The 18,805-nt window shown below is 53.0% G+C and carries 15 protein-coding genes; 6 read left to right on the forward strand and 9 right to left on the reverse strand.

The window, feature by feature from the left end:
• Nucleotides 1–281: 281 nt before the first annotated feature.
• From PXG97_RS08980 to lpdA, 6 genes are all read right to left on the reverse strand, one after another.
• Complete coding sequence (locus tag PXG97_RS08980) at nucleotides 282–1,625, reverse strand: DEAD/DEAH box helicase (protein WP_276497425.1); 1,344 nt, start codon at nucleotides 1,623–1,625, stop codon at nucleotides 282–284.
• Nucleotides 1,626–2,520: 895 nt separating this feature from the next.
• Nucleotides 2,521–3,501: a YpdA family putative bacillithiol disulfide reductase gene (locus PXG97_RS08985; protein ID WP_276497426.1), complete on the reverse strand. Its 981-nt coding sequence runs from the start codon at nucleotides 3,499–3,501 to the stop codon at nucleotides 2,521–2,523.
• Nucleotides 3,502–4,006: 505 nt separating this feature from the next.
• Nucleotides 4,007–4,528 carry a GNAT family N-acetyltransferase gene (locus PXG97_RS08990; protein WP_276497427.1) on the reverse strand — a complete coding sequence of 174 codons (522 nt, stop codon included), beginning with the start codon at nucleotides 4,526–4,528 and terminating at the stop codon, nucleotides 4,007–4,009.
• A 128-nt stretch (nucleotides 4,529–4,656) separates the two neighbouring features.
• Nucleotides 4,657–5,775, reverse strand: coding sequence for a fatty acid desaturase family protein (locus PXG97_RS08995; protein ID WP_276497428.1), 1,119 nt, complete (start codon nucleotides 5,773–5,775; stop codon nucleotides 4,657–4,659).
• 78 nt (nucleotides 5,776–5,853) lie between these two features.
• Nucleotides 5,854–6,966 carry a fatty acid desaturase family protein gene (locus PXG97_RS09000; RefSeq protein ID WP_276497429.1) on the reverse strand — a complete coding sequence of 371 codons (1,113 nt, stop codon included), beginning with the start codon at nucleotides 6,964–6,966 and terminating at the stop codon, nucleotides 5,854–5,856.
• 436 nt (nucleotides 6,967–7,402) lie between these two features.
• Nucleotides 7,403–8,797 carry a dihydrolipoyl dehydrogenase gene (lpdA, locus tag PXG97_RS09005; protein ID WP_276497430.1) on the reverse strand — a complete coding sequence of 465 codons (1,395 nt, stop codon included), beginning with the start codon at nucleotides 8,795–8,797 and terminating at the stop codon, nucleotides 7,403–7,405.
• A 203-nt stretch (nucleotides 8,798–9,000) separates the two neighbouring features.
• Here lpdA and PXG97_RS09010 point away from each other — a divergent pair, with 203 nt between their 5' ends.
• A complete protein-coding gene (locus PXG97_RS09010; protein WP_276497431.1) occupies nucleotides 9,001–9,609 on the forward strand; it encodes a tetratricopeptide repeat protein in 609 nt (202 codons plus the stop codon).
• A gap of 772 nt (nucleotides 9,610–10,381) precedes the next feature.
• Here PXG97_RS09010 and PXG97_RS09015 read toward each other — a convergent pair.
• Nucleotides 10,382–11,719, reverse strand: a complete 1,338-nt coding sequence (locus PXG97_RS09015) for a peptidoglycan DD-metalloendopeptidase family protein (protein ID WP_276497432.1) — start codon at nucleotides 11,717–11,719, stop codon at nucleotides 10,382–10,384.
• A gap of 281 nt (nucleotides 11,720–12,000) precedes the next feature.
• Here PXG97_RS09015 and fabG point away from each other — a divergent pair, with 281 nt between their 5' ends.
• The 5 genes from fabG (at nucleotide 12,001) to PXG97_RS09040 (ending at nucleotide 17,016) form a co-directional block, all read left to right on the forward strand.
• Nucleotides 12,001–12,747, forward strand: a complete 747-nt coding sequence (gene fabG / locus PXG97_RS09020; protein ID WP_276497433.1) for a 3-oxoacyl-[acyl-carrier-protein] reductase — start codon at nucleotides 12,001–12,003, stop codon at nucleotides 12,745–12,747.
• A gap of 44 nt (nucleotides 12,748–12,791) precedes the next feature.
• Nucleotides 12,792–13,421, forward strand: coding sequence for a hypothetical protein (locus PXG97_RS09025; RefSeq protein ID WP_276497434.1), 630 nt, complete (start codon nucleotides 12,792–12,794; stop codon nucleotides 13,419–13,421).
• A 23-nt stretch (nucleotides 13,422–13,444) separates the two neighbouring features.
• Entirely contained in the window at nucleotides 13,445–15,523 is a 2,079-nt protein-coding gene (locus PXG97_RS09030; protein WP_276497435.1) for a vWA domain-containing protein, read from the forward strand.
• Nucleotides 15,524–15,726: 203 nt separating this feature from the next.
• Nucleotides 15,727–16,314: a GNAT family N-acetyltransferase gene (locus tag PXG97_RS09035; protein ID WP_276497436.1), complete on the forward strand. Its 588-nt coding sequence runs from the start codon at nucleotides 15,727–15,729 to the stop codon at nucleotides 16,312–16,314.
• Between the two features lie 24 nt (nucleotides 16,315–16,338).
• The gene (locus PXG97_RS09040; RefSeq protein ID WP_276497437.1) at nucleotides 16,339–17,016 is read left to right on the forward strand and encodes a pseudouridine synthase; all 678 of its coding nucleotides are present in this window, start codon (nucleotides 16,339–16,341) and stop codon (nucleotides 17,014–17,016) included.
• An 807-nt stretch (nucleotides 17,017–17,823) separates the two neighbouring features.
• Here the strand turns inward: PXG97_RS09040 and PXG97_RS09045 are convergent.
• Both PXG97_RS09045 and PXG97_RS09050 read right to left on the reverse strand, forming a co-directional pair.
• The gene (locus PXG97_RS09045; protein WP_276497438.1) at nucleotides 17,824–18,372 is read right to left on the reverse strand and encodes an RBBP9/YdeN family alpha/beta hydrolase; all 549 of its coding nucleotides are present in this window, start codon (nucleotides 18,370–18,372) and stop codon (nucleotides 17,824–17,826) included.
• Nucleotides 18,373–18,391: 19 nt separating this feature from the next.
• Entirely contained in the window at nucleotides 18,392–18,805 is a 414-nt protein-coding gene (locus tag PXG97_RS09050; protein ID WP_276497578.1) for an outer membrane beta-barrel protein, read from the reverse strand.

Consider the following 18,805-nt stretch of genomic DNA (forward strand, 5'->3'; position numbering starts at 1 on the left):
CACCTCGCACACATATACCCCGGTTGGCAAGCCACCGGCATTTATCTCTAGCTGTTGAAGGCCTTTCTCCAACTGCTGGTTAAGCAGCTTCTGATTTGCTGCATGATGGGTGCAAAACCGCTATAGCTTTTGTTACGAAACAGTGGCGATCTCCTGCTCCGGTGCTGTAGAAAGGCTAACATCGCAACAGCACAAATCAGCAGCGAACCTTACCCTGCTGCCAAAAAAAAGCCCTGCCAGATTTCTCCGGCAGGGCTTTTAATACTTTATACGCAGCTTCTTTAGCTTGATTGGTGCGTTCTGTTTCGGTTGCCGTTGCTGCGATTGCCTCCGTTGCGAGCTCCGCCGGCTGGCCTGTTGGCATTGGCGCTGCCTGCACTGCGCTGGCCGTCACCGGCTGGCTTATCGCCCCAACGGCTGCGGCCGCCTCTGCCACCTTTTTTCTTCTGCTCTTTTACAGTGCTGGCTGCCTCGGCAAAATCCTTGGCTGTGAGCGGGAACGGATGGTTATCCACCACCGGCACGTTTTTGGAGATCAGTTTCTGGATGCTGGCCAGATAAGGCACCTCATCGGCTCCGCAGAAGGAATAGGCAATACCGCTCGCCCCTGCCCTGCCCGTACGGCCAATGCGGTGCACGTACGTTTCCGGCTCGTTTGGCAACTCATAGTTTACCACGTGGCTCAGGTCGTCTACGTCAATACCGCGGGCGGCAATGTCGGTGGCTACCAGCACGCGCGTCTTGCGCGACTTGAAGTTATCCAGCGCACGCACGCGGGCATTCTGTGCTTTATTTCCGTGAATAGCCTCTGCGGTTACACCGGCTTTGGCAATATCCTTAGCTACTCGGTCGGCGCCACGCTTGGTGCGGGTAAATACCAGCACACTCTCCATGGCCTCGTCCTTTAGCAGGTGCAGCAACAGCTTGCGCTTGTCCGGCCCTTTTACATAGTATACCGACTGCTGAATGGTGTTGGCGGTAGACGACACCGGCGTTACCTCCACCTTGGCGGGATCCACCAAGATAGTGTCGGCCAGCTTCATGATCTCCGGGGCCATAGTAGCCGAGAAGAACAGCGATTGCTTTTTCTCCGGCAGCACTTTCAGCACCTTCTTCACGTCGTTCACAAAGCCCATGTCCAGCATGCGGTCCGCCTCGTCCAGCACGAACAGCTCCAGGTGCTGCAGGTGCACATACTTCTGCGCCATCAAGTCGAGCAAACGACCCGGTGTGGCCACTAGTATATCTATGCCAGCGCGCAGTGCGTCGGTCTGCTTTTTCTGCGGCACACCACCGAAAATAACGGTATGCTTCAGGCCCGTATGCTTACCATAAGCTTCTATGCTGTCTGCAATCTGAAGCGCCAGTTCGCGTGTAGGCGTCAGGATGAGTGCTTTGATCTTACGTTGCCCCCTGTCGCTTCCCTGCTTCTCGTGCAGCAACTGCAGGATCGGAATAGAAAACGCCGCCGTTTTACCGGTACCCGTTTGGGCACAACCCAACAGGTCTCTTTTCTGAAGTATAAGCGGAATGGATTTGGCTTGGATGGGAGTTGGGGTGGTATATCCTTCTGTTTTGAGAGCTTTTAGGATTGGCTCAATGAGGTTTAGATTCTCGAATGTCATTAAATGGTTTTTGAAATAAAAACCGCGCAACGCCTTGTGCGCTGCTTTGCGGTAAGGTGGCCGGAATTTGAAATAGATGCAGCAAGCTACAAAAGGCCATTCCCGACCGGTGTTGTTCTCTTCAACCTAAAAACTGAACGTATAGTTTCTTTTAGGATACTGAGCGAAACACAAGCCGCAAAGATAGCGCCAGGTTTGGTCACATCCTATTTTGGCAGGATTTATACTTGCGCTATACTTCATGCTTGCTGATTTATACTTCCGCTGTAACGATTTCTCTGTCCAGGAACTCTCGCTGCTTTGGATATACTTGGCCGGAGTCTTTCTGCTGCGAACTTCTACGTCCGCATAGACCATACTTCTGCACTTTATACTTTCTTAGGATACTTTCTCTGGCGCAAGCGTCCGCTTGTGCCTTTGCTGCTGCTTCCCGTAGCTTGAACCAAGCTGTCCTTACTAGCCCCTGTTCATCCTCAGTCTTACAAGCCTACAGTTGCACTTCATGCTTTGGCTCCCTCAAGGCCGGGTGGCCTCATCTTTGGGCATCGCGCTGCGAGCTTTTCCTTTGCTCCTAACGTCGCAATGCCTTCGGCACCGGAAAAACTCGCATAGGCGCTCAACCCAAAGACTGGGATCCATTCCAATAGCTAAGGCAGACGGAGCTTAAAACAAGTTCCCTTTAGTAGGAGCAGGGGGATGTTATCGTCTGCAGGAGATTCCCCTCCTCGGAGGGGTTAGGGGTGGGTTGATCGATGCTCAGAACTCCCCTCCTCAAATTACCTAGAATGGGAGTGCGAAGGTAATGAGCCCAGCTCTGAGGGCAGAGTCGTGACCAAGGCGTACAGCAAAATCTACTCCTGATCCAGGCACTAGCCGATTCTTGCGCCACGGTGGTTTATACTTTCTCCGACTGCAGTTCTTCCTTGATGTTTTTCACGATCTTCACAGCGTGCTCGCGGGAGTTCTCGATAAACCACACATGGGTATCCATGCCACCGCACACTACACCGGCCAGGTACACGCCCGGCAGGTTCGTTTCCATGGTTTCTGCATCATACTGCGGGTAGCGCTTTTCATCCTGGCCCAGCTTCACGCCTATTTTCTCCAGAAAGCTGAAGTCCGGCTGGTAACCGGTCATGGCCAGCACAAAATCATTCTCCAGCGTCAGCTTCCCTTCCGGCGTCTGGATATCGACCTCGCGCGCTCTTATCTCGGTGATACTTGCGTTAAAGTAAGCTTTAATCTCTCCGGCTTTGATGCGGTTCTCCAGGTCCGGCTTAGTCCAGTATTTTATACTTCCGAGCTCCGGCTGGCGCACCACCATGGTCACGTCGGCGCCCTTGCGCCAGGTTTCCAGGGCGGCATCGGCGGCAGAGTTATTGGCCCCTACCACCACTACCTTCTGGCGGAAGTAATAATGCGGGTCGAAGTAATAGTGGCGTACTTTCGGCAGCTCCTCGCCAGGTACGTGCAGCAAGTTCGGGATACCATAAAAGCCCAGCGCCACCACTACCTTACGGGCCAGGTACTCGCCCTTGCTGGTGAAAATGCGGTAGGCATCCTCCTCCGGCTGCAGGTGTTGCACCTCTTCAAACAGGTTGATGTTCAGATCTGCCGAATCGGCCACACGACGGTAGTACTCCAGGGCCTCTGCACGGGTAGGCTTGGCATTGAGTGACGTAAACGGGATGCCTCCAATCTCCAGCCTCTCGGAAGTGGAGAAGAAAGTCATGTTGAGCGGATAATTATAGATGGAGTTCACCAAACAGCCGCGCTCCACGATCAGGTAACTGAGCCCGGCGCGCTTAGCCTCCAGCCCCGCCGCCAACCCAATAGGCCCCGCTCCAACAATGAGTATATCGTAAGTTGTTTCCAAATTCTATTTTTTTCTGATAAAGCGCCACTTCGTGCGTTCTTGTTACAACAGGCGGCAAGTCCGCAAAGTTTAAGGTAGGTACATTTAACTGACTCCAGCTTACTGCTAGGTGTGGCGCATTCAACATTCGGCAATCGTACCTGTCAGTGCAGCTTATCCTCTGTTTCGGAAGCATGTTTCATCACCTGCCATGCATCATTCTTTTTAACGGCCACTCCTTTCAACGTAAGCTTGCCGTGGCGGCCATAGACAGTCAGGTGGTAAATGTATCTTTTTCTAACTGATGCCTGTTGTACGCATACGTATAGCTCTGGTAGCCTCCTATCGAAGTCATCAGTTCTTCGTCCCTCCTACACTGCTCCAGTATCTCCTCAAACAATGGAGGCGAAGCTGGTCGAGAGAGCAACTCCATCACAACAACTCCGGCAACGACGGCAATCCCCCAGTACATTTTGTGCTTCAGTGCCATCCTGTTGCCCCGTTTCAGTGTTTGGCTCCATTTGAGCTATAGCTCCAGCTTCATCACATACATGCCGCGGTACTCCGGCTTCATCTGCTCGAAGGGCAGGGTGTAGGTGCCGCACTTTTCAAAGCCGTTCTGTTCGTAAAAATCTACGGAGCGGCTGCTGTCCATGGCCTTGAGCCAGATCACGCGTTTATTATACTTGGCTGCCACCTCTTTGGTAAATGTTACCGCCTCCCGGCCTATGCCTTTGCCGGAGGCTGCCTTGGTGAGGTAAATCCGCTCCAGTTCCAGCGCCTCATCCGCAGTATAGCCTTCTAGTTCTTTGTGCAGGTTCAGCTTCAGGAAGCCCACCAGCTTCGCTTCATGGTAGATCAGGTAAAAGGCGGCATTGGGGTCGGTTAGCTCCTCTCGCAGCGTCTCTTCCTTAAAGCTGCGGTCTACGTACCAGGCGCCCCCGTCAAACCACAAGTACAGATAGTGGTCGTTGTAAGAGCGTATGGCAATGTCTTGTAAAGTATGGAGTTCTGCAAGGGTGCAGGCAACGATGCGGGTTTCGGGCATGGGTACAGCGGTTCTTCTGCGCAAAAATACTCAAAAACACCAACGTCTGGAAAAATGTGCGGTAGGAGTATAAAACAGAAACGGCAGAAAGTTACCTTCCTGCCGTTCTTAACAGTATAAAACCGCTTTTAAGCCATTACCTCGCTCAGGTGCGGCAGCTGCAGCCTGCCGAAGCGGTGCAGCGTGGCCAGGTGCGACCTTACGGCCTGCACAAGCGTTTCACTTTCAATGTACGGGATGCCGTATTCAACAGCGGTGTCTTTTACGATGTCGGCAATGGCCGGGTAGTGCACGTGTGATATGCGCGGAAAAAGGTGGTGCTCGATCTGAAAGTTCAAGCCTCCCACGTACCACGACAGCAGCTTGCTCTTACGCGAGAAGTTTGCTGTCGTGTTCAACTGGTGTATGGCCCAGTCATTCTCTATCGTGCCGTTTCCGCTGGGCAACGGATGGCTGGTGCCCTCCACGGTGTGGGCCAGCTGGAACACCGTGGAAAGTATAATGCCGGCCACGAAGTGCATCAGCAGGAAACCTAGCGCCACCTCCAGGAACGGGATGCCGAAGAACAGCGTAGGGGCCACGAGCAGGGAGAAAAAATAAAGTAGCTTGAACGCCACGATCTTAGAGAAGGCCACCCTGTTCTTTGCTTTTGAATTGGCGTTCACTCCATTATTGATGTACCTGAAGAACTGCAAAAAATCCTTTAGAATAACCCAGTACAACGTGAGCAAACCGTAGAACATGAAGGCATAGGCCCATTGTATCTTGTGGTAGAACTTCACCTTGGTGTGTGGCGAAAAACGCATGAACACGATATCGTCTATGTCCTCGTCCATCTCCACCACGTTGGTGTAAGTATGGTGCAGGATGTTGTGCTGCAGTTTCCAGTTAAAGGCAGAGGCGCCCAGCAGATTCACGGAGTGGGCCATCAGGTAATTAATGGTTTTGTTCTTCGAGAAAGCACCGTGGTTAGCATCGTGCATCACGCTCATCGCCACGCCTGCTACGCCGAGTCCCATCACAAACCAGAGTGCTAAGCTAATTCCCAGCGAGGGTGTAAAAGCCAGAATCCCGGCAAATGGAACGAGGTACAAGAGCAGCAATAAAACACTCTTCGTTAGCAACTTACCGTTACCTGACTTTGAATAATTATTTTCTGTAAAGTAAGTGTCTACGCGTTTTCGCAAGGTGGCGAAAAACAGGTTTTTGTCTTTATTAACGAATTTTACTTTGCCTTTTAACTTCATGTAATCCTTTGATAGTTGATAATATGGGCTTCCGTGTAGGGTTATTGGGTAGCAGTACTGGTGTCCGGGGCAAAAATGCTAGCCGATCGCTTCATTCATGTTTGGGAGCCGGCCGAAGCGGTGCAGCGTAGTTATATGGGAGCGTACGGCCTGCCCAAACGTTTCGTTTTCCAGGTATGGTATATCATACTCAGCGGCTGTTTCCTTTACGATATTGGCAATGGCCGGGTAGTGCACATGGCAGACACGCGGAAAAAGGTGGTGCTCGATCTGGAAATTCAGGCCTCCCACGTACCACGACAGCAACTTATTGTGGCGCGAAAAATTCACGGTTGTGTTCAGTTGGTGAATGGCCCAGTCATTCTCAATGTTGCCGTGCTCGTCTGGCCTTGGATGGCTGGTGCCCTCTACCGTGTGGGCCAGCTGAAATACCACCGTAAGTATAATGCCGGCCACAAAGTGCATCAGCAGGAAGCCAAGTATAACCTCCAGGAAAGGAATACCGAAAAACAGCGCAGGCACCCCCAGCACCGCAAAAAAGTACAGCACCTTCATCACAACGATCTTCGTGAGCATGACCTTGTTCTCGGCAGCCGAGTTAGCATTCACGCCGTTCTTAATAAAGAGGCTATACTGCACAAAGTCCTTCGCCACGACCCAGTATAGCGTCAGCAGGCCATAGAAAACGAACGCATACACCCACTGCAGCTGATGAAAAAACTTCACTTTGGTGTGTGGCGAGAATCGCAGCACCAGCCTGTCCTGTATATCCTCGTCCATCTCCACCACGTTGGTATAGGTATGGTGCAGGATGTTGTGCTGCAGTTTCCAGTTAAAGGCAGAGCCTCCTACCAGGTTCAGGGTGTGCCCCATCAGAAAATTTATTCTTTTGTTGCTGGAGAACGCCCCATGGTTAGCATCGTGCATTACGCTCATGCCAATGCCTGCCACGCCCAGCCCCATGACGAACCAAAGCAGCAAGCTGAGTGGAAACGCCGGCTGGAATGCCAGAAGGGCAATGAACGGGAGAACATAGCCTAACAGCAACACCACGCTCTTTATAACCATGGCAGCGTTAGCAGTCTTGGTGAGGTTATTTTCTGTAAAGTAGGCGTCCACCCGCTTCCGGAGGGTGGCGAAAAAGAGGTTTTTATCTTTGGAAACGAATTTCACTTTGCCTTTTAGCTTCATAGTAGGGATTTAATGTGATAAAACTGAACTCACACAAAGCCTAAAAGAGCAAAAGAGTGAATCGAGGGTAAAAGCACCCGTCAGGTATATGCTAACGCAAGTAGAGCCATAACAGTGCCAACCTGAGCAGCACCAAGACGGCAGCCGGACCGTAGCCTGCCTTAAAAAGTGTACAAGTTACATATAATATAGCATATCCAGCTAAACACAATACTTTTATACCAAACGCGATATTTAGCCAAATCTTGTTAATACAGGCCGCCTTTTCGCTAAAACAGGCCTGGAACCCTGTTGTTGAAGAAATCACAAGTACACCTGCCCACACAACGGAAGGCTGTAGTGATGCCGGCAGCAGACATAAGCATGGTTAAAGCAAATATAAAAAGGGGCTGGCCGAATTTCCGACCAACCCCTTTTATATTGCCATACTTTCTGCTTACAGGTGGATCACCTCGTCGTAAGCGGCGGCAGTAGCCTCCATAATGGCCTCGCTCATAGTTGGGTGCGGGTGTACGGCTTTGATGATCTCGTGGCCAGTTGTCTCCAGCTTGCGGGCAACCACTACCTCCGCGATCATCTCGGTTACGTTGGCACCGATCATGTGCGCGCCCAGCAACTCGCCATACTTGGCGTCAAAAATCACTTTCACGAAGCCATCCTTGGCACCGGCGGCACTTGCCTTACCCGACGCGGAGAACGGGAACTTGCCAACCTTGATATCCAGGCCTTGCTCACGGGCAGCCTTCTCGGTAAGACCTACTGAAGCGATCTCCGGGGAGCAATACGTACAGCCCGGGATGTTGCCGTAGTTCAGCGGCTCCGGATCGTGTCCGGCCATTTTCTCCACGCAGATGATGCCTTCGGCAGAGGCCACGTGTGCCAGCGCAGGGCCCGGCACGATGTCACCGATTGCGTAAATACCATCCACGTTTGTCTTGTAGAACTCATCCACTACCAAGCGGCCGCGGTCCACTTTGATGCCCAGCTCTTCCAGGCCGATGTCCTCCAGGTTTGTCTGGATGCCTACGGCAGAAAGCACCACCTCTGCCTCCAGCGTTTCCTCGCCTTTGGCCGTTTTAACGGTAACTTTGCACAGGTCGCCTTTTGTGTCTACGCGCTCTACAGAAGAGTCCGTCATGATGTTGATACCTGCCTTACGGAAAGACTTGGACAGTTGGCGTGACACCTCCTCATCTTCTACCGGAACGATGTTTGGCATGTATTCCACAATCGTTACCTTCGTGCCCATGGCGTTGTAGAAGTAGGCAAACTCCACACCGATAGCGCCAGAGCCTACCACCACCATGCTCTCAGGCTGCTTCTCCAGCGACATGGCCTGGCGGTAACCGATGATCTTCTTGCCGTCGATCGGCAGGTTAGGCAGCTCGCGTGAGCGGGCACCCGTTGCGATGATAATGTTGTTGGCCTCTACCGTGGTTTTGCTACCGTTGGCATCTGTTACTTCCAGCTTGCCTTTGGCCACAATTTTGCCGGTACCCATAATCGCATCGATCTTGTTTTTGCGGAACAGGAACTGAATGCCTTTGCTCATACCGTCTGCCACGCCGCGGCTGCGCTGGATCACTTTATCGAAATCAACCGAAGCATCGCCAATGGTAATACCGTAGTCCGAGGCGTGGTTGATGTACTCAAAAACATTTGCGCTTTTTAGCAGTGCTTTTGTCGGGATACAGCCCCAGTTCAAACAGATGCCACCCAGCGACTCACGCTCAACAACACCTACTTTCATACCTAGCTGCGACGCACGTATTGCGGCCACGTAGCCACCCGGGCCGCTACCCAGCACTACTAAATCGTATTTTGATGCCATAGTTTCTTTATTATAAGTTTTCAGACAAAATTAAACGATAATCCCAACTCTGCAAAACCACCTTTTACCCCACTGACTTTTAGCAGGATGGATGCGCACCTTCCGCTTAGAAAGCACTTCATACCTTAAAAGTCCTAATTTAATTTTGAGGGTTTGTCTTGCTGCCGTACTTTAGCCCCTGAAAGTATAAAACACCAGTGCCCATGCTCAGAATTCTACCCTTTATCCTTTTATTAGTGCTCTCCTTCTCCGCTGCCGCACAGCAGGCGGCAAAAGACTATTTCAGGAACGGCAACGCGCATTTTAAAGCCGGCCGCTACCTGGAGGCCATACAGCAATACGATGAAGTCCTGAAGCTGGAGCCGCGCCATGCCGCAACCCTGACTAACCGTGGCGTGGCCAAAGATAGGCTGCGCGACTACCGGGGGGCCATCGATGACTTTACCAGAGCCATTGCAGCCGACAAGAAGTATGCTGAGGCTTACCTGAGCCGGGGCCTGTCGAGGTACAACATGCGCGACTACAAAGCAGCCTTGCAGGACTTTAACAAGGGGGTGGAGCTAAAGCCGAAAGACGCCCGCGCCTACAACAACCGTGGCCTGGTGCGCTATGCCTTAAAAGACAACAGCGGCGCCATCTCCGACTACAGCAAAGCCGTTGAACTGGATGCCAACTACGCAGAGGCTTATTATAACCGCGGCGCCCCCCGCTACAACATTGGTGAGAAAGCGAGCGCCTGTGCCGACTGGACCAAAGCCAAGAAACTAGGCCTGAAAGAGGCAGAACCTTACCTGAAGAAGTATTGCAAGTAAGGCAGTTCGTCAATGCGATTGACAGACACACTGAATGTATACTGGAAGAGGCGCAGGTGTTGCGCCTCTTTTCTTTTCTGCCCAATCCAGCCGGTGCCACATAGCAATTGGCGGTCTCCAGACCCGCATGAAGTATAAATGAGATACTCCTTTGATCTAGCACTTATGTCCTCGCTTCGGTTTTCCTGTACTGCCCTTTCCCGCGGCCCCTTCTTCGCTAAGGGGGGAGCTCTGTAACTGCTGCAGTTAAAGTATAAGTTTCATGGCTGCTGGGATAGCATCAGCAGAAGTATAAACCCACCCCCAGCCCCTCCCAGGAGGGGAATCAGTGAACGATTATCACCCCCCTGCCCCCTTGCAAGGGTATAATTTATACTTGTTGCACAGCTAAAGCCGTAGCTATTGGAATGACACCCAGTCCTTGGGTTGAGCACCTTCTGGATTTCCGGTGACGAGCTGGAGGCGAGGCAGCCCGAGGCACGAGGGCAGGAAATGTAGACAGTGCGATGCCCGAGGACGAGGCCTCCCGGCCTGGAGGGAGCCAAAGCAGGAGGTGCAACTGTAGGCTTATGGGGCTGGAGGATGAACGATAGCTAGTAAGAATAGCTTGTGTCCAGTGGCAGAAAGCAGCGGCTAAGCAAAGGCACAAGCGGACGCTTGCGCCATTAGGCAAGAAATTAGAGATAACCTCCTTAAGCTACATAAAACAACAAGAGGCACTATATATAGCGCCTCCTGTCCTGTAAAATCAAATATTCACTAAAGTAAAGTTTTAGGCATCGTTTGGCTCTTTGTTTTTACCAGAAGCTAACAGCTCCTGCTTTACACTTTTAATGTCGATTGCCTGCATGCGCTGCATGGTCTCGTCTTTTACCAGGTCAAATCTATCGCGGTTCTTTTTGCTGACAGGGTTGGCAGCTGGCAGTTTTACGCCCAAGGCATCCACCTGGCGGCCATTTTTCCAGAAGCGGTAGCAGAGGTGAGGGCCTGTGGCAAGGCCAGTGCTGCCCACATAGCCAATCGTCTGTCCCATTTTAACGCGAGTTCCTTTGCGAATGCCTTTCGCAAATTTAGACATGTGCAGGTACTGCGTAGTATAAGTATCGTTGTGGCGCACTTTCACGAAATAGCCATTGCCTCTGGTGTAGTGCGCTGCTACCACCACGCCATCGCCCACTGTTCGTATCGGGGTGCCGCGCGGCGCGGCAAAGTCGGTACCCAGGTGGGCCTTGTAGCGCTTCTGCACCGGATGGAAGCGGCGCTTAGAGAAGCGGGAGCTGATGCGCGTATACTCCAGCGGTTCCTTCAGGAAAGCTCGCTTCAGGCTCTGCCCCTTCTGGTCAAAATAATTCAGCCCGTTACCTTCGTCAAAGCCAATGGCGTAAATCTCCTCGCCCTCGTGCTCAAACACGGCAGACTTCAATTCCCCGAAGCCTATTGTCTGGCCGTCCACCACTTTCTCCTCATAGATCAGCTTAAAGTTGTCGCCGGGCTGCAGGCGGTTCAGGTCCAGGCGCCAGGCAAAGATGTCGGCAAAGCTGTTTACCAGTTGCGGTGATCCCCCGGCCTCCACCATACTTACATACAGCGAGCTGTTGATCTCCCCGGCAATTGTGCGCTCAACCACCTCCACCTTTCGCTTGTTCAGCGTAACGGCCAGGCTGTCGCGCAAATCAAAGATCACATACTCTACCTGGTTAGGCTCGTAAATGAAGTATTGGGCGGTTTGTGCGGCGTCGCGCTTGTGCAGGATGGTGTAGTTTCGGCCAGCGGCAATCTTTCGAACACTGAACACGTCTCTTGCTTTTTGGGCCAGGTTGTAAGCCGTTGCCGGATCAATGTTGTACTGTCCCAGTATTTCGGAAAGTACCTCGCCGCGCGCCACCTTTGCTTCCACTATCTCCAGGGAGTCGGTAGCGATACCGTAGACCACGGGGGCGAGCAATTTCAACCTTTCAACTTTTGCCACAACCTTCTCAGTTGCAGCTGCTTCCACCCTTCTGGCGCCAAATAAAGCAGCCGGGGTAAAGTCCAATACTTGCGCAGCCGTAATGCAGATCAACAACGACAACGCGATCAGGATGGTAAGTCCTTTTCTGCGTTTCAACATGATTTTTGGGGTACCTTTGGTTAATAATCGCCACGAAAATAGACTTTAACCTATAAAAATAAAAGTCAATTTCTCCACAATATTCAGATTATAAATATGTTACAATAGATTCAGCGGAATTATACATAGCACAAAGCATCAAAGAAGCCTCTTTTTTCCTTTCATGGTTACTTTACCATATTCTCAGCAACAAACTCTGCCCCAAAGGCTTCTCTTTATACTTCTGTAGCCTGCACCGCGCCCGCTTCTGTTTACGGAAATCTTTTTTAACTTTGGCTCCCATGAAAGCACTAGAAGGAAAAGTAGCCCTCATCACCGGGGCATCAAAAGGAATAGGTCGCGCCATTGCACAACAATTTGTGGAGATGGGCGCACAGGTAGCGTTCACCTACCTCTCGAGCGTGGAAAAAGGACAGCAGCTGGAGCAGGAGTTGGCGGCTGGCGGCGGCAAGGTAAAAGGCTACCGCTCCGACGCCTCTGACTACGCCCAGGCCGAGCAGCTGGTAGAGGACGTGGTGAAGGAATTCGGCAAGATCGACATTGTAGTGAACAACGCCGGCATTACGCGCGACGGCCTGCTGATGCGCATGAACGAAGAGCAGTGGGACGCCGTGATGAACGTGAACCTGAAGTCGGTGTTCTCCGTGACCAAGGCGGCCACCAAGCACATGATGCGCGCCAAGAGCGGCTCTATCATCAACATCACCTCCGTGGTGGGTATCAAAGGCAACGCGGGCCAGGCCAACTACGCGGCCTCTAAGGCAGGCATCATCGGCTTTACCAAGTCGGTGGCGCTGGAGCTGGGCTCACGCAACATCCGCTGCAACGCCATTGCCCCAGGCTTTATCGAAACCGAGATGACCGGCGAGCTGGACCAGAAGGTGGTAGACGAGTGGCGCAAGGCTATTCCGCTGAAGCGTGGCGGTACGCCGGAAGACGTGGCCAAAGCAGCCGTGTTCCTGGCTTCAGATGACTCGGCCTATATCTCTGGCCAGGTGCTGCAGGTAGATGGCGGCATGTTAACATAATTAATAGTTAAGAGTGATGAGTTAAAAGTTCGTATCAGCGTAGCTTGAACCAACTCAAAGCTTTTAACTTTCAACTCCTAAAAGACCAATGTTGCAGCGTTTACGTTAGTAGCATTGGTCTTTTTGTTTTAACTTTAGTAGCTCACCCACCCTTACCCAGACCTTTGCTGTTGTGCATGAAAACAGAACTTATAACTCACAAACCGAGCCTGAAGGCATTCTTACAGTATTTTGCCGTGATGCTAGGGTTTGTATCCGTGCTAGTCCCGGTTCTTTACTTGATTTTCAATCAGGGAGAACCTTTTTTAGAGTATTTCAGGTCGGCAGCTGTTCTATACTTTTTCCTGCCCCTGTTTAATGCGGGCTCCTTCGCATTTGCCTCCCGTAAGCATCAGCTAACAATCTACGGTGTTGATAACGCAGCACAGGTGGCTGATTGGGCGGTGGAGCTGCTGCAGAAAAACGGCCTCCGCGCCAAAACCGTAACCGGTAGCAATACAGTACTGGAGTCTGACAAAAAGCTGTTGAGATCCTGCGGCAATTGGTTTGGGGCAGAGTTGGTGGAGGTTCGGCATGAACAGGAAGAAGTTATCATCACTGGCCACAGCAAATATGTGGATATTCCTGAATCCAAGATAAGGTTCGGAAACGCTGCGCTGCAGTTTAAGTCATAGTCTGTAATTCTTAACTAAAAGAATTGAATTCCTTTAAACTCATCACCACCGCCTCACCCTGGCTTATACTTGCCTGCCTGGCAGCGGGTGCGCTGTATGCGTGGCTGCTCTACAGCAAAAAAGCGCCCTGGCCCAAACCGCTCAACTATGCGCTGGCGGCCCTGCGGTTCGTGGTGGTAAGCGTGCTTTGTTTTCTGCTGATGGGCCCGCTGGTGCGGTACGTGTCTAACACCACGGTGCCGCCCACCATTGTGTTTGCCGTGGATAACTCGCAGTCGGTGGAGCTGTTCTCTGACTCTGCGGCGCTGCAGGCCACACAGCAACGGCTGCAGCAGGTGCGGGAGCGGTTGGAAGCAGAGGGCTACACAACGGCAGTTAGAACGCTCGGTGAGGAGCAACTACAAAGTATAAACGAAGTGAAGTATGGCTCCGAAACCACGAACCTGAGCCAGTTGCTGCAAGGAGTGCAGGAAAACTACGCCGACCAAAACCTGGCCGGTGTGGTGCTGCTGTCGGATGGCATCGTGAACCAGGGCATGTCGCCGACCTACGCCAACTACGGCTATACCTTATATCCGGTGGCTGTAGGCGATACTATCCCAAAGAAAGACGTGCTGGTGGCCTCGTTGCGCTATAACAAGGTAAACTACAGCGGCAGCCGTTTCCCTCTGGAGGTGGAGCTGCAGCACGACGGCTTTGGCGGCAGAACGGCTAACGTCATACTGCAGGAAAACGGCAAGACCATCGCCAGCAAGAAAGTCCTTTTCAGGGATAACCAGCCGGTGCAGCAGGTACCGTTCCAGGTGTTGGCCAGCGGGTTGGGCAAGCGCCATTACGTGGTGCAGGTAGAGCCGCTGCAGGGCGAGTTCACCACCCTCAACAACACCAAGCATGCCTACATCGATGTAGTGAAAGGCAAGATAAAAGTGCTCATCGCCGCTGCTGCCCCACACCCCGACATCAAAGCCATCCGCGCGGCCATAGAATCGAACGAGAACTACGAAACGACCCTGTTTATACCCAGCGTGAACGAACTGCAGCAGCAGGATTATGACGTGGCGGTGCTGCACCAACTGCCCGGGCGCATGGCCGGTGCCGAGCCAGCCCTGAACCTGGTGCGCCAGAAAAACCTGCCTGCCCTCTATATTCTGGGTCCGCAGAGCGATCTGCCCAACTTCAACCGCCTTAACGTAGGCGTTACCCTCATCAGCAGCGGGCAAACCGACGAGGTAACGGCGGTGCCAAACTCAAGCTTCAGCAATTTTCAGCTGCCCGAGAACGCGGCGGAGCGGCTGCAGGAGTACCCGCCGGCGCGGGTGCCCTTCGGGGAGATGCGACTTGCCCCAAACACTGAGGTTATACTTTACCAGCAGGTGGGGCGTGTGCGCACAAACAAGCCGCTACTGGCCGTGCAAACCTCCGGCGACAAGCGCAATGCCGTGCTGCTGGCCTCCGGCACCTGGCAGTGGCGCCTGCAGGAGGCTGCCAACCACAAGCAGCCGCAGGTGTACAACCAGCTTATCACAAACCTGGTGCAGCTGCTGAGTGCGCCGCGCAACAAGAAGCGCCTAAACGTGTACCCAACCCAAACCGAGTACACCAGCTCCGATGAAATCCGCTTCAACGCTGAGGCTTACAACGAGGCACTCGAGCCAATCTATGGCCAGAACATCACCTTAAAGGTTACAGGGGAGGATGAGCAAACGCGTACCTTTACCTTTGCTAACGGCGAGAACCAGAGTGGCGTGAACATCGGCACCCTGCCCGGCGGCCGTTATACCTACACCGCCACGGCAAGTATAAACCGGCAGCAGCAGAAAGACGAGGGCGAGTTTGTGGTGGAGGAGCTGCAGCTGGAGGCCCTGAACGCCGTAGCCGACCATAACCTGCTGTTCCAACTGGCCAGCAACAGCGGATCCAGGCTGTACTACCCGCAGCAACTGCAGCTACTGGAGCAGGACATCCTGCAGGCCGACCACAAGAACGTGATCTACAGCCAGGAAGAGCTTAGTGACCTGGTAGACCTGAAGTGGCTGTTTTTCCTGCTATTGGGCCTGGTTATAGTGGAGTGGTTTGTGCGCAAGTATAACGGCAGCTATTAATGTTCGGTTATTCGTTGTTGGTTTCGATTCTACCCTTCCGCAGGGTTTATACTTCCTCTGCCATTGTGGTGTTTTCACCAACACTTAACATCCCGAAAAATCTTACTTGCCGGAGGGAGCATGGCAAAGGTAAAGCTACCTGGTCCTGGCAACGTACGGCTGTGGCAGAAGTATAAAGGAGGACCGGGTTTATACTTTGTCACATGTTCAGCGCCTCCCCTCTTATACTTACTACCAAGCGTCTGCTGCTCCGCGAGCTGACTCCGGCTATTTTCAACCAGCTGTTCCTGAAAAAGACGAAGGAGGAGATCATGGCGTACCTGCACCTGCAGACCGACCAGCAGTTTGAGGAAATGGAGGAGCGCTACACCAAAGGCATCACGACCTACTTTCACGATTTTAAAGGGTTCCACTTGCTGCTCCGCGACACGAAACAGGTAATCGGCCACTGCGACTACCATACCTGGGTGCCCGGCCATCGGCGCGCCGAAGTGGGTTACGCCATCACTGATAAGAAGTATAAAAACCAAGGGCTGATGACAGAAGCGCTGGAAAGTATACTTACCTTTGGATTCCGGCAGATGGACCTTTATCGGGTGGAGGCGCTGATCGCGCCCTACAACACGCCATCGCTGCAACTGGTGCAGCACTTTGATTTTCAGCGCGAGGGGCTGCTGCGCAACCATTACCTCGTAAACGGGCAACTGGAGGACTCGGTGCTATTCTCGCTCCTGAAGCCCGAGTTTGAGGCATGGCTGGCAAAGCACAAGAAGCAAGACGGCTTGCAGTAATCATTCAGCAACTATTCTGATACCTTGAGATACATTCTAGTAAATAAACCATACGAAGTCCTCACGCAGTTTACCGACGAGGCCGGCCGCGCCACACTGAAGGACTTTGTGCCCGTGCCCGACATTTACCCTGTCGGTCGCCTTGACTACGACAGCGAAGGCTTGGTGCTTCTGACTGACGACAAACAACTACAGCACCGCCTCTCCGACCCCCAATTTAAGGTGGAGAAAACATACTGGGTGCAAGTAGATGACATCCCGAAGGAGGAGGCCCTGACCAGGCTGCGGCTGGGGGTGCAGATAAAAGGAGGCAAAACCACGCCTGCCAAAGTGCGCCTGCTGGAGGAGGAGCCACAGGTGTGGGAGCGCTCCACCCCGATTCGTTTTCGGAAGAACATTCCCACTTCCTGGCTGGAGATCAAAATATCGCAGGGCATGAACCGCCAGGTGCGGCGCATGACTGCCGCCGTGGGCTATCCTACCCTCCGCCTGATCCGCCCGAGCATAGGCCCCCTTTCTTTGGGCGAACTGCAGCCTGGCGAGTGGCGCGAGCTAACCACAGAGGAAGTGGAGCAGCTGAAAAGCATTGCCGGGAAAGGCACTAGTGGCGGTAAGAGCAATGTGCGGGGCAAGAGCTTTGGCACCGGCAGCAAGGGGCGCAAAAGCAGCGGCAAAGGAGGCTTCAGAAAACAGATTAATTAGTTGTAGAGCGTTGCTTACACATCCACAACTGCTGCTTTAGCCTCAGTTTATTTCCCAGGCGCAAGCGGACGCATTTGCCTATACCTGCCTTAGCCATTGCCTCTCGCTCGCTGTTCCGGGACATCCGTGTCCGGAACCTTCGCTGTTGCGGATTTCTAGACCCGCGTAAGCCGTACTTTATACCTGCCTCTGCCCTAACTTTCCTGGCGCAAATCTTCAGATTTGTGACTTCCCAATAATGTTGAGTCTGAGACTCAACTGGCTTGAAAAGCCACACTTATACTTGAGCTATACTTTATACTTCTCTGGCGCAAGCGTCCGCTTGTGCCTCTTTTAGCCGCTCTTCACCCGCTGGTTCGAACTTGTTGCTCGTACTTTTCCTGTTGCTACTGCTTCATAGCTTGAACCTAGCTAGCCTTACTAGCCCCTGTTCATCCACGGCTTTACAACCAACTTGTTCCATAGCTGGCTTTGGTGCTCTCCAGCCCGAGAGGGCTCGTCTTCGGGCATCGCGCTGTCTACATTTCCTTTGCTGTCGCAATGCCCTTACGGGCACCGGAAATCTAGAAGGCGCTCAACCCAAAGACTGGGTTCTGGTTCGATAGCCACTGCAGACAGAGATTGAGGCGAACTCCACCCTGTTTTCAGGGTAGGGCTAGTAGTCTCCCTGGAAGGGATAAAGAGATGAAAATCGTTCATGAGCAATTCCCCTCCTCGGAGGGGCTAGGGGTGGGTTATACTTTATAGTGCCAAGTCGTGAATACCAGCAGCCACAAAACTTACACATAAGCTAAATTAACTACAGCACTACAAGCGCGGGGTGCCGCAGAGGCCGCGGAGCAATTCCTGGCCTTCGTCCCAGCGGCCGTAGCCGGAGGCGCTGTTGATGTGCCCTGCCATGCCGATGTTCACGTAGCGGCTGCCCCAGGCGTTTGCCAGTAGCTGTGCCCTGTTGGCGGAAATGTAAGGATCGTTGCTGCTGCTGACGAGTATACTCCTGAACGGAAGCTGCTGCACGGGGATAGGGGCAAACCCGGTGGCCTCTTCCGGAAAATCTGGCGCCTCTGTGTCGGCGGGCGCTACGAGCAGGGCTCCCTTTATTCTAGGTTTATACTGCTGGGCCCAGAACGCCACCGCGATGCAGGCCAGGCTATGCGCCACCAGCACCACCTGCTCTTGCTTGTGCCGCTGCACCGCCCTTTTCAGCTCCTCTACCCAATCCTCCCGCCTGGGGGTTATCCAATCCTGCTGCTGCACCCGCTCAAAGTTTGTAAACTGCTCCTGCCACAGGCTTTGCCAGTGGTCCGGGCCGGAGTCGCCGAGGCCGGGTACAAGTATAACGGTGCTATGCTGCATGGCAGAAGTATAAAGTGTGTTAAAAACCCAATCCGGCAGAAATTGAGAAAGCCCTGCCTTTGCCCTCTGACCTACCATCGTTGAACAGGGAGGTCAGGTAGTGATGGTACTGCAGGTCCAGGTGCAGTAGCCACAGCTCAAACCCCACGCCTCCGTTGAGGGCAAACTGCGCCTTGTGTATATCGCTGCGTTCGATGGCGAGGTTGTTGTCGGCCACGGAGAAGGCGTAGGAAATGGAAGGCCCGGCCATAAACCTGATGCGCGAAGCTACGCCCCCATCATAATCAGTGCGGTAACCCAGCAGGACGGGGATGCGAAGGTAACGCACCGTTAGCGCGTCGCGCTCCCCCACACGGGGCTGTACACGGGTAATGAGGTGCGTTTTGTGGCTTACCAGGTTTAGCTCCGGCTGCACAAAGAGCCGCTCCCCTAT

It is taken from the genome of Pontibacter litorisediminis (genome assembly GCF_029360645.1).
GTDB classification, from domain to species: Bacteria; Bacteroidota; Bacteroidia; order Cytophagales; family Hymenobacteraceae; genus Pontibacter; species Pontibacter litorisediminis.

What these genes read in the sequence shown, in the direction of transcription:
- PXG97_RS08990 (WP_276497427.1), bottom strand. Translation starts at nt 4,528, where the DNA reads ATGCCCGAAACCCGCATCGTTGCCTGCACCCTTGCAGAACTCCATACT.
- PXG97_RS09045 (WP_276497438.1), bottom strand. Translation starts at nt 18,372, where the DNA reads ATGCAGCATAGCACCGTTATACTTGTACCCGGCCTCGGCGACTCCGGC.
- fabG (WP_276497433.1), top strand. Translation starts at nt 12,001, where the DNA reads ATGAAAGCACTAGAAGGAAAAGTAGCCCTCATCACCGGGGCATCAAAA.
- lpdA (WP_276497430.1), bottom strand. Translation starts at nt 8,797, where the DNA reads ATGGCATCAAAATACGATTTAGTAGTGCTGGGTAGCGGCCCGGGTGGC.
- PXG97_RS09035 (WP_276497436.1), top strand. Translation starts at nt 15,727, where the DNA reads ATGTTCAGCGCCTCCCCTCTTATACTTACTACCAAGCGTCTGCTGCTC.
- PXG97_RS09015 (WP_276497432.1), bottom strand. Translation starts at nt 11,719, where the DNA reads ATGTTGAAACGCAGAAAAGGACTTACCATCCTGATCGCGTTGTCGTTG.
- PXG97_RS08980 (WP_276497425.1), bottom strand. Translation starts at nt 1,625, where the DNA reads ATGACATTCGAGAATCTAAACCTCATTGAGCCAATCCTAAAAGCTCTC.
- PXG97_RS09000 (WP_276497429.1), bottom strand. Translation starts at nt 6,966, where the DNA reads ATGAAGCTAAAAGGCAAAGTGAAATTCGTTTCCAAAGATAAAAACCTC.
- PXG97_RS09010 (WP_276497431.1), top strand. Translation starts at nt 9,001, where the DNA reads ATGCTCAGAATTCTACCCTTTATCCTTTTATTAGTGCTCTCCTTCTCC.
- PXG97_RS08995 (WP_276497428.1), bottom strand. Translation starts at nt 5,775, where the DNA reads ATGAAGTTAAAAGGCAAAGTAAAATTCGTTAATAAAGACAAAAACCTG.